At 58.5% G+C, this 8,756-nt stretch carries 10 protein-coding genes; 9 read left to right on the forward strand and 1 reads right to left on the reverse strand.

From position 1 onward, the window contains the following. Positions 1 to 276: 276 nt before the first annotated feature. The gene (locus QMX98_RS28910) at positions 277 to 582 is read right to left on the reverse strand and encodes a DUF2288 domain-containing protein (RefSeq protein WP_282411758.1); all 306 of its coding nucleotides are present in this window, start codon (positions 580 to 582) and stop codon (positions 277 to 279) included. Positions 583 to 932: 350 nt separating this feature from the next. Between QMX98_RS28910 and QMX98_RS28915 the strand changes: the two genes are divergently transcribed. The 9 genes from QMX98_RS28915 to QMX98_RS28955 all read left to right on the forward strand — a co-directional run bounded on the left by QMX98_RS28915 (position 933) and on the right by QMX98_RS28955 (position 8,673). Then, positions 933 to 2,060, forward strand: a complete 1,128-nt coding sequence (locus tag QMX98_RS28915) for a branched-chain amino acid ABC transporter substrate-binding protein (protein WP_010462576.1) — start codon at positions 933 to 935, stop codon at positions 2,058 to 2,060. Positions 2,061 to 2,292: 232 nt separating this feature from the next. After that, positions 2,293 to 3,216, forward strand: coding sequence for a high-affinity branched-chain amino acid ABC transporter permease LivH (gene livH, locus QMX98_RS28920; protein ID WP_010462578.1), 924 nt, complete (start codon positions 2,293 to 2,295; stop codon positions 3,214 to 3,216). Next, positions 3,213 to 4,469 carry a high-affinity branched-chain amino acid ABC transporter permease LivM gene (locus QMX98_RS28925; RefSeq protein WP_010462580.1) on the forward strand — a complete coding sequence of 419 codons (1,257 nt, stop codon included), beginning with the start codon at positions 3,213 to 3,215 and terminating at the stop codon, positions 4,467 to 4,469. The genes livH and QMX98_RS28925 overlap by 4 nt, the downstream gene beginning before the upstream one ends. Next, positions 4,466 to 5,233, forward strand: coding sequence for a high-affinity branched-chain amino acid ABC transporter ATP-binding protein LivG (livG, locus tag QMX98_RS28930; protein ID WP_010462581.1), 768 nt, complete (start codon positions 4,466 to 4,468; stop codon positions 5,231 to 5,233). Before QMX98_RS28925 ends, livG begins: the two co-directional genes overlap by 4 nt. After that, positions 5,234 to 5,935 (forward strand): ABC transporter ATP-binding protein, encoded by a 702-nt coding sequence (locus tag QMX98_RS28935; RefSeq protein WP_010462583.1) that lies wholly within the window; start codon positions 5,234 to 5,236, stop codon positions 5,933 to 5,935. It begins immediately after the preceding gene. Between the two features lie 299 nt (positions 5,936 to 6,234). Further along, positions 6,235 to 6,543: a DUF2282 domain-containing protein gene (locus QMX98_RS28940; RefSeq protein ID WP_010462585.1), complete on the forward strand. Its 309-nt coding sequence runs from the start codon at positions 6,235 to 6,237 to the stop codon at positions 6,541 to 6,543. 26 nt (positions 6,544 to 6,569) lie between these two features. After that, the gene (locus QMX98_RS28945; protein WP_282411759.1) at positions 6,570 to 7,424 is read left to right on the forward strand and encodes a DUF692 domain-containing protein; all 855 of its coding nucleotides are present in this window, start codon (positions 6,570 to 6,572) and stop codon (positions 7,422 to 7,424) included. Next, positions 7,421 to 8,182, forward strand: a complete 762-nt coding sequence (locus QMX98_RS28950) for a DNA-binding domain-containing protein (RefSeq protein WP_221108573.1) — start codon at positions 7,421 to 7,423, stop codon at positions 8,180 to 8,182. Before QMX98_RS28945 ends, QMX98_RS28950 begins: the two co-directional genes overlap by 4 nt. After that, the gene (locus QMX98_RS28955; protein WP_077749563.1) at positions 8,179 to 8,673 is read left to right on the forward strand and encodes a DoxX family protein; all 495 of its coding nucleotides are present in this window, start codon (positions 8,179 to 8,181) and stop codon (positions 8,671 to 8,673) included. The genes QMX98_RS28950 and QMX98_RS28955 overlap by 4 nt, the downstream gene beginning before the upstream one ends. Positions 8,674 to 8,756: the final 83 nt, after the last annotated feature.

The following is an 8,756-nucleotide window of genomic DNA, read 5'->3' on the forward strand; positions in this document are numbered from 1 at the left end:
GAGCAGGCTCGCTCCCTCAGGGATCGCATTTCTTCTGAAGAAACGCGGTTAACTGTGGGAGCGAGCCTGCTCGCGATGGCGGCATCGGATTCACCGGAAAATCCACATCCAGAAACAATTAAGCAGCCCGAAGGCTGCTCAATAAACTGTTCCCGTTACGTTTACGTCACCCTCGCCAAGACCCTTCTGTGGCCTTTCTCTACGGCAACATGCCATCACGCTACTCACCTACACACTTTTGGTCGCCCGCCAGGCGCACCAATAAAGTGCGAACAGTCAGCTCGTCGCCCTTTCCTGGATCAGAATCCACGGCGAAACCACCACAGCCCACAGCTGCGGGTCGCGTTCAAAAAGATCCAGCGCCCGCGTTTCAGACAGCTTGGCGACCTTGTCGGCAGCCAGCCAGGCAGCCACTTTCTCGCCTTCATCCGTCGCAACAGCTTGGGCAGCAGCGATCAAATTCAGGCCGGGATCGACCCACAATAGGGCACCCTTGGCAAAGAAGGGCTCCAACTCTTTCCACGTAATAGATGCGGTTTCACCAAGCAGCTTGGCATAGAGGGTGCTAGGTTCTTCATTCATGGGCACTGTCCGGAAAAGAAATCGACGCGAATGATAACGTCGGTGGTCTGGCAGAAAAACCCGGATGCAATTGAGTCACCGAAAGAAAAGAGCAGGAAAGCCAGGGAATGCTGCTGAATCAAGCAATTAGCCAGCTAACATCCCGCCGCTATTCTGTCTTTTTCTTTCAATTAAGCGACACCCTCAGGTTTTGCCCCCCGGTGCCAGCTTCCCAGGCTAACAATTGGCGCTCTACACTGTACCGGTACAGTTGTCGGGGGCATTTTCCGGAGGATATCGAAGATATCTGACCCGGTTCTGCTGCTACGGCGCCAGGACTATAAAAACTACAACAGTAAGAGTGGAGCACTATGACTAAGGCTACTAAGCAGATTTCCAAACTGTTTGCCGCTATGGTTCTGGCCGGGGTTGCCAGCCATTCGTTCGCAGCTGACACCATCAAGATCGGCATCGCCGGCCCTAAAACCGGCCCTGTAGCCCAATACGGCGACATGCAGTTCAGTGGCGCCAAAATGGCCATCGAACAGATCAACGCCAAAGGCGGCGTAGACGGCAAGAAACTCGAAGCCGTTGAATACGATGACGCCTGTGATCCAAAACAAGCGGTAGCGGTCGCGAACAAAGTCGTCAACGACGGCGTCAAGTTCGTGGTCGGTCACCTGTGCTCCAGCTCCACCCAACCTGCTTCGGACATTTACGAAGACGAAGGCGTGATCATGATCACCCCGGCTGCCACCAGCCCGGACATCACCGCCCGTGGTTACAAAATGGTGTTCCGCACCATCGGTCTGGACAGCGCCCAAGGCCCTGCCGCCGGTAACTACATCGCCGACTTCGTAAAACCGAAGATCGTTGCTGTCCTGCACGACAAACAGCAATACGGTGAAGGCATCGCCACCGCCGTTAAACAAACCCTCGAGAAAAAAGGCACCAAGGTTGCCGTGTTCGAAGGCATCAACGCCGGCGACAAGGACTTCTCGTCGATCATCCAGAAACTCAAGCAAGCCAACGTCGACTTCGTTTACTACGGTGGCTACCACCCTGAGCTGGGTCTGATCCTGCGCCAGGCAGATGAAAAAGGCCTGAAAGCCAAGTTCATGGGTCCGGAAGGCGTGGGTAACGACTCGATCTCGCAGATCGCTCAGAAAGCTTCGGAAGGTCTGCTGGTGACGCTGCCGAAATCCTTCGACCAGGATCCGGCCAACATCGCCCTGGCTGATGCGTTCAAAGCGAAGAAAGAAGACCCGAGCGGTCCGTTCGTGTTCCCGGCCTACTCGGCTGTGGAAGTGATTGCCGAAGGCATCAAGGCCGCCAAGTCCGAAGACACTGCCAAAGTGGCTGCTGCCATCCACGCAGGCACCTTCAAGACGCCTACCGGCGACCTGAGCTTCGACGACAAGGGCGACCTGAAAGACTTCAAATTTGTGGTTTACGAGTGGCACTTCGGCAAACCAAAAACTGAAGCCAAGCCTCAGTAAGGCGTTGCCTGACTGACTGCCAATAAAGCCCACGGCGTGCCGTGGGCTTTGTTTTACGAATGTATTGGGCCGCGCTGGCGTGATCCGCCAGTCTCCCCACCTGAAAATCTCAAAACCGTCATCAGCGGTTCGCTGGCAAACCTCGCGTTCGAAGTGGATGCAGATCCACGGGGCTCGAGCGGGAAAATGACTCCACCAGTGAAATGCGTATCAGGTTTTTAGGAGCGCTGTAATGCCTGACATCTATCACTTCCTCCAACAGCTGGTTAATGGCCTGACCATTGGCAGTACGTATGCCCTGATCGCCATCGGCTATACGATGGTTTACGGCATCATTGGAATGATCAACTTCGCCCACGGCGAGGTGTACATGATCGGCTCCTACGTGGCGTTCATCGCCATCGCCGGGTTGGCCATGCTGGGACTCGACAGCGTTCCGCTGTTGATTACCGCTGCTTTCATCGCGACCATCGTCGTGACCAGTGCCTACGGTTACAGCATCGAACGCGTCGCCTACCGCCCTTTGCGCGGCAGCAACCGTCTGATCCCGCTGATTTCCGCCATCGGCATGTCGATCTTCCTGCAGAACACGGTTCTGCTGGCGCAAGACTCCAAGGACAAATCCATAGCCAACCTGATCCCCGGCAGCTTCACCTTCGGGCCAGGTGGCGCACATGAAGTGCTGATTTCCTACATGCAAATCGTGGTATTCGTGGTGACCTTCGTCGCCATGCTCGGCTTGACAATGTTCATCTCCCGCTCTCGTCTCGGACGTGCCTGCCGCGCCTGTGCCGAAGACATCAAGATGGCCAACTTGCTGGGCATCAATACCAACAACATCATCGCCCTGACCTTCGTCATCGGTGCCGCATTGGCGGCCATCGCGGCCGTCTTGTTGAGCATGCAATACGGTGTGATCAACCCGAACGCCGGGTTCCTCGTTGGACTCAAGGCGTTCACCGCAGCGGTACTGGGCGGTATCGGCAGCATCCCGGGAGCCATGCTCGGCGGGCTGGTATTAGGGGTGGCGGAAGCCTTTGGTGCCGATATCTTCGGCGACCAGTACAAGGACGTCGTGGCTTTCGGCTTGTTGGTTCTGGTTCTGTTGTTCCGGCCGACCGGCATCCTTGGCCGTCCGGAGGTTGAAAAAGTATGACTAGGAATCTTAAACAGGCACTGTTCAGTGCTTTGCTGGTGTGGGCCGTGGCCTACCCGGTACTGGGTCTGAAACTGACCATCGTCGGCATCCACCTCGAAGTGCACGGCACCAGCAGCGCCACACTGATCACTATCGCGGTGTGCTCGGTGCTGATGTTCCTGCGGGTGCTGTTCGATCAACAGATCAGCTCGGCCTGGCGCTCGTCGCCCAACATGCCGTTGATTCCGGCCAAGGCCAGTAACTTCCTGACCCTGCCGACCACCCAACGCTGGATCATCATTGCGCTGATCGCCGGTGCCCTGGTCTGGCCGTTCTTCGGCTCTCGCGGTGCGGTGGATATCGCCACGCTGGTGCTGATCTACGTGATGCTCGGCCTCGGCCTGAACATCGTGGTCGGCCTGGCCGGCCTGCTCGACCTGGGTTACGTCGGCTTCTATGCCGTCGGGGCGTACAGCTATGCATTGCTGTCGCACTATCTGGGTCTGGGCTTCTGGATCTGTCTGCCGATCGCCGGCCTGATGGCGGCCACTTTCGGTTTCCTGCTCGGCTTCCCGGTACTGCGTCTGCGCGGCGACTACCTGGCGATCGTGACCCTGGGCTTTGGTGAAATAATCCGTCTGTTCCTGCGTAACCTCACCGATATCACTGGTGGCCCGAACGGCATCAGCAACATCGAGAAGCCGACGTTCTTCGGGCTCACCTTCGAGCGCAAAGCGGCAGAGGGCATGCAGACGTTCCACGAGTACTTCGGCCTGGCCTATAACTCGATCAACAAGGTGATTTTCCTGTACCTGGTTGCACTGTTGCTGGCCCTGGCTGCGCTGTTCGTGATCAACCGTTTGCTGCGCATGCCGATCGGCCGTGCGTGGGAAGCGTTGCGTGAAGACGAGATCGCCTGCCGTGCGCTGGGTCTGAATCCTACGGTCATCAAGCTTTCCGCCTTCACCCTGGGCGCCGCCTTCGCAGGTTTCGCCGGCAGTTTCTTCGCTGCCCGTCAGGGCCTGGTGACACCGGAGTCGTTCACCTTCATCGAGTCGGCGATCATCCTCGCCATCGTCGTATTGGGTGGCATGGGCTCGCAGTTGGGCGTAATCCTGGCCGCCGTGGTGATGATTCTGCTGCCGGAAATGATGCGAGAGTTCAGTGAGTACCGCATGTTGATGTTCGGCGCATTGATGGTGCTGATGATGATCTGGCGACCTCAAGGCCTGCTGCCCATGCAACGTCCTCACATGGAGCTGCGCAAATGAGCCGCGAGATCCTTAAAGTCGAAAATCTGAGCATGCGCTTCGGCGGCTTGCTGGCGGTCAACGGCGTGGCCCTGACCGTGAAAGAAAAACAGGTGGTTGCATTGATCGGCCCTAACGGCGCCGGCAAAACCACGGTGTTCAACTGCCTGACCGGTTTTTACAAGCCGAGTGGTGGCAGCATCCTGCTGGACGGCGAGCCGATCGAAGGCCTGCCGGGCCACAAGATCGCCCTCAAAGGCGTGGTGCGCACCTTCCAGAACGTGCGGTTGTTCAAGGACATGACCGCGGTCGAGAACCTCTTGATCGCGCAACACCGTCACCTGAACACCAACTTCCTGTCTGGTCTGTTCAAGACCCCGGCATTCCGCAAAAGCGAACGCGAGGCCATGGAGTTTGCCGAGTTCTGGCTGGACAAGGTCAACCTCACGCAGTTCGCCAACCGCCCGGCCGGCACCCTGGCCTACGGTCAGCAACGCCGTCTGGAAATCGCTCGCTGCATGATGACCCGCCCGCGGATCCTCATGCTCGACGAACCGGCCGCCGGCCTGAACCCGAAGGAAACCGAGGACCTCAAGGCGCTGATCAGCATGCTGCGTGAAGAGCACAACGTCACCGTGCTGCTGATCGAACACGACATGAAACTGGTCATGAGCATTTCCGACCACATCGTCGTGATCAACCAGGGCACGCCTCTGGCCGACGGCACGCCGGAACAGATCCGCGACAATCCTGAAGTGATCAAAGCCTACCTGGGGGAAGCGTAAATGCTGCAATTTGAAAACGTTTCCACCTTCTACGGCAAGATCCAGGCGCTGCACAGCGTCAACGTCGAAGTCCGCCAGGGCGAGATCGTGACCCTGATCGGCGCCAACGGTGCCGGCAAGTCGACCTTGCTGATGACCCTCTGCGGTTCGCCGCAAGCCCACAGCGGCAGCATCCGCTACATGGGTGAAGAGCTCGTCGGCCAGGACTCGTCGCAGATCATGCGTAAAAGCATTGCGGTCGTGCCGGAAGGTCGTCGAGTGTTCGCCCGCCTGACCGTGGAAGAGAACCTGTCCATGGGCGGATTCTTTACCAGCAAGGGCGATTATCAGGAACAGATGGACAAGGTTCTCGGACTTTTCCCACGCCTGAAAGAACGCTTTGCCCAACGCGGCGGCACCATGTCCGGCGGCGAACAGCAAATGCTCGCCATCGGCCGTGCGCTGATGAGTAAACCCAAACTGCTGCTGCTCGACGAGCCATCGTTGGGCCTGGCACCGATCATCATCCAGCAGATCTTCGACATCATCGAACAGCTGCGCAAGGATGGCGTGACGGTGTTTCTGGTAGAGCAGAACGCCAACCAGGCGCTGAAAATTGCCGACCGTGCCTACGTTCTGGAGAACGGCCGGGTGGTGATGACCGGCACGGGGGAAGCACTGCTGACTGATCCGAAAGTGCGCGAAGCGTATCTCGGCGGCTAAGCAATTGCGGTAAACAAAAACGGCCTTCGGGCCGTTTTTTTGTGCCCGCCATAAACCTTCACGGCAATAAAGCCCCCCTGTGGGAGCGAACCTGCTCGCGATAGCGGAGTGTCAGTCAACAAAACCGTTGAAGGCGAAACAGCTATCGCGAGCAGGCTCACTCCCACAAGGGGTCGGTGGTGTTTTGAGGTTTTTAAAAAAGTTTTGCACTGGGCTGTAACGCATCACGATGACCTCTCTCTAGAGGGGTAAGCCAGCAGACATGCGGCTTACCAAAACTCAAACAACGGAGAAACATCATGACTGCTACCACCCGCACGCTGTCCGCCACCGCCCTCGTTCTGGCCCTTGGTTCTGCGCTGAGCATGGCCGCTGTCTCCACCGTCCAGGCCGCCGACAACAGCAACATGGAAAAATGCTTCGGCGTGGCCATGAAAGGTCATAACGATTGCGCCGCAGGTGCAGGCACCACCTGCGCCGGTACTGCCAAGATGGACCACCAGGCAAACGCCTGGAAACTCGTTCCGAAAGGCACGTGCGCCACCACCGAAAGCAAAACCTCGCCGACCGGTTTCGGTCAGATGGAAGCCTTCAAAGCCAAAGCCTGATCCGCCTCCCAGCCTGAGTGTCGACCATGAACAATTCACTGTTCGGGCTCCCGCCCCGCGCCGGGCTGGGGCTCAAGACCGGGCACTTGCGTGAAGTGCTCGGTTCAAAGCCGGACATCGGCTTCTTCGAAGTCCACGCCGAAAACTACATGGTGGCCGGCGGCCCTTTTCATCATTACCTGGGGTTGATCCGCGAGCAGTATCCGCTGTCGCTGCATGGCGTTGGCCTGTCCATCGGTGCCGAAGGTCCGCTGGATGTTCAACACCTGCAACGCCTTGCCGAGCTGATCGAGCGCTATCAACCCCACTCCTTTTCCGAACACCTGGCCTGGTCCAGCCATGGCCCGGTGTTTCTCAATGACTTGCTGCCACTGGCCTACGACAACGCGACGTTGAACCGCGTCTGCGAACACATCGACCAGGTGCAAACCACTCTCAAACGCCCAATGCTGCTGGAGAACCCGGCGACGTACCTGGCGTTCAAACGCTCGACGATCGATGAGGCCGACTTCATCAGCGAAGTCATTCGCCGCACAGGCTGCGGGCTGTTGCTGGACGTGAACAACGTTTACGTGTCGAGCATCAATCATCAACGCGATCCTGTGGCCTACATCGATGCCCTGCCCCTTCATGCCGTCGGCGAGATTCATCTGGCCGGATTTGCCGAAGACACCGACAGCCTCGGTGACCGTCTGTTGATCGACGATCACGGCGCGCCCATCGACAACGCCGTGTGGGCGCTGTACGTGCAAGTGCTGGAGCGTGTCGGACCAGTAGCAACGCTGATCGAACGCGACAATCAGGTGCCAGCCTTCGGCGTATTACACGCCGAAGCGCGTCAGGCCGATGAGTTGTTGCGATGCGCCGAGATCCGGTCATGAGCAATCACGCCGATTTCGCCGCCGCCCTGCTTGATCCGGAGCGGCCCTGCCCTGACGGATTATTCAGCGTCAATGGCGCCGATCCGGCCAGCCGTTTCGCGGTGTATCGCAACAATGTGCAGGCCTCGCTGATCAACGCGTTGGCGGACAGTTACCCCGTGATTGTGCAATTGGTCGGCGATGAATTCTTCCGGGCCATGGCCGGTGTTCATGTGCACGGCTCCCCGCCCCGCAGCCCGCTGATGAATGACTACGGGCATGATTTCGCAGCCTTCATCGAAGGCTTTGCGCCCGCCGCCAGCGTGCCGTATCTGGCCGATGTCGCCCGATTGGAGCGCCTGCGCGTCATCGCGTATCACGCGGCCGATGCGCAGCCCCTGGAGCATGAGCAGATCGCCGCAGCACTGGCCGACCCGCAAGCCCTGAGCGAGCTCACCGTCGAACTTCATCCCTCCCTCAACCTGTTGAGTTCTGCCTTCGCGGTGGTGGCGATCTGGGCGGCGCATCAACAGGAAACAACGCTGGCGGGGATTGACCTGAGCCAGGGACAACACGCGCTGGTGTTACGTAATGGCCTGGACGTTGAAGTATTCGCCATCGATCAAGGTGCCAGCTCGTTCATCCAGTATCTGCAAAACGGCCAGTCACTGATGCAAGCGCTGGAAGCCGCCCCCGCCTTCGACCTCAGCCAAACCCTGGCGCTGCTGATCAGCCGCAACGCCATCACTCACTTGCATAACATCAAGGTATCGCCATGAACATCCGGACCGAATCACAGAACCCCATCGTTCGCGCCATCGCGTTACTGGAGATGATTCCCCGCAGTCTGATCGCCTTTATCGCGCGCTTCTCGATTGCGGCAGTGTTCTGGAAGTCCGGGCAAACCAAGGTCGAAGGCCTGGCCATCGACCTGTTTGACGGCTCCTTCCAGCTTGGCGTGCCGCATCTGGCGGACTCGACCATCCCGCTGTTCCAGAGCGAGTACCACGTGCCATTGCTGTCCCCGGAACTGGCGGCGCACCTGGCCGCCTTCGCCGAGCATGTCTTCCCGATGCTGATCCTGATCGGCTTCGCCACGCGATTTTCGGCGCTGGCCTTGCTGGGCATGACCCTGACCATTCAACTGTTCGTGTACCCCGACGCCTACCCGACCCATGGCACTTGGGCGGCGGTGTTGCTGTACCTGATGGCGACCGGGCCGGGGAAATTGTCGATCGATCATCTGATCGCCCGCCATTTCGCCCGGTAAACACCTTCCCCTGTGGGTGTGAGCCTGCTCGCGATAGCGGTGTGTCAGTCAACATCAATGCTGGATGTCACACCGCTATCGCG

The organism is Pseudomonas sp. PS02303 (assembly GCF_029959925.1).
GTDB classification, from domain to species: domain Bacteria; phylum Pseudomonadota; class Gammaproteobacteria; order Pseudomonadales; family Pseudomonadaceae; genus Aquipseudomonas; species Aquipseudomonas mandelii.

Excerpts from the sequence above, each read along its gene's own strand:
- QMX98_RS28955 (WP_077749563.1), top strand. The coding sequence starts at position 8,179 with ATGAACATCCGGACCGAATCACAGAACCCCATCGTTCGCGCCATCGCG.
- QMX98_RS28925 (WP_010462580.1), top strand. The coding sequence starts at position 3,213 with ATGACTAGGAATCTTAAACAGGCACTGTTCAGTGCTTTGCTGGTGTGG.
- QMX98_RS28945 (WP_282411759.1), top strand. The coding sequence starts at position 6,570 with ATGAACAATTCACTGTTCGGGCTCCCGCCCCGCGCCGGGCTGGGGCTC.
- QMX98_RS28910 (WP_282411758.1), bottom strand. The coding sequence starts at position 582 with ATGAATGAAGAACCTAGCACCCTCTATGCCAAGCTGCTTGGTGAAACC.
- livH (WP_010462578.1), top strand. The coding sequence starts at position 2,293 with ATGCCTGACATCTATCACTTCCTCCAACAGCTGGTTAATGGCCTGACC.
- QMX98_RS28940 (WP_010462585.1), top strand. The coding sequence starts at position 6,235 with ATGACTGCTACCACCCGCACGCTGTCCGCCACCGCCCTCGTTCTGGCC.
- QMX98_RS28935 (WP_010462583.1), top strand. The coding sequence starts at position 5,234 with ATGCTGCAATTTGAAAACGTTTCCACCTTCTACGGCAAGATCCAGGCG.
- QMX98_RS28950 (WP_221108573.1), top strand. The coding sequence starts at position 7,421 with ATGAGCAATCACGCCGATTTCGCCGCCGCCCTGCTTGATCCGGAGCGG.
- QMX98_RS28915 (WP_010462576.1), top strand. The coding sequence starts at position 933 with ATGACTAAGGCTACTAAGCAGATTTCCAAACTGTTTGCCGCTATGGTT.
- livG (WP_010462581.1), top strand. The coding sequence starts at position 4,466 with ATGAGCCGCGAGATCCTTAAAGTCGAAAATCTGAGCATGCGCTTCGGC.